Here is a 981-nt window from a genome sequence, read left to right as displayed (position 1 = left end):
CTAGAGCGTGTCTGCTTAATCCGGGCGTGGTGGTCGGCGATGGTTGACACATGTCGCGTGTGGCAGTGCTGAATGACGCTCAGTGGGAGCGGATCGAGTCGTTGATGCCGTCCTCGGATGGCCAGCGTGGTCGGCCGTTTCGTGATCACCGGCAGGTGGTCGAGGCCATCGTCTACCGGTTCCGCACGGGTATCGCATGGCGTGACCTTCCAGAGTCGTTCGGGCCGTGGCAGACGATCTGGGAGCGGCACAAGCGCTTCTCGACCGACGGCACTTGGGACAAGATCCACGCCCGACTGGTTGCCGAGGCCGACGCCGCGGGCGAGGTCGACTGGACAGTGTCGGTCGATTCCACGATCAACCGTGCTCATCAACATGCCACGACGTTGGGTCGGGTCGAGGTCCCGGCCGGTCGCCGCACAGGGGGCTGAGTCGAACTACATGAATCTGTGCGGCAGCCTGCGAGAGGAGCCGCCAGATCACGCACTCGGACGGTCCCGCGGAGGGTTGTCGACCAAGATCCACCAGCTCGTCGACGGTCGTGGTCGTCCGCTCGTGATCGCGCTGACGCCGGGCCAGGCCGGGGACTCCCCGATGCTCAAGCCGTTGCTCGCAGACCTGGCGGTGGCCCGGCTCGGCCCTGGTCGTCCGCGCACCCGGCCCGACGTCGTGGTCGGCGACAAGGCCTACTCCTCCCGAGCGATCCGCACCGAGCTGCGCAGTAGACGGATCCGAGCTGTCATCCCACAACCCAGCGACCAAATCGCCCACCGCAAACGACGCGGCGCCCAAGGCGGCCGACCACCCGCCTTCGACGCCACCTCCTACAAGGGCCGCAACGTGGTCGAGCGGTCCTTCAACGACCACAAGCAGTGGCGAGGGATCGCCACCCGCTACGACAAGCTGGCTGTCGTCTACCGAGGCGGCGTCGTGCTCCGCACCATCACCATCTGGCTACGCGAATAACCAGACACTCCCTAG

The 981-nt window shown here is 66.3% G+C and carries 1 pseudogene; it reads left to right on the top strand.

Features of this window, described 5'->3' with window-relative positions:
* Positions 1-50: 50 nt before the first annotated feature.
* A pseudogene (locus M8330_RS21650) lies at positions 51-966 on the top strand (IS5 family transposase).
* Positions 967-981: the final 15 nt, after the last annotated feature.

The sequence above is a fragment of the Nocardioides bruguierae genome, from assembly GCF_023656415.1.
Classification (GTDB): Bacteria; Actinomycetota; Actinomycetes; order Propionibacteriales; family Nocardioidaceae; genus Nocardioides; species Nocardioides bruguierae.
This window is presented reverse-complemented; position numbering and strand designations above follow the sequence as displayed.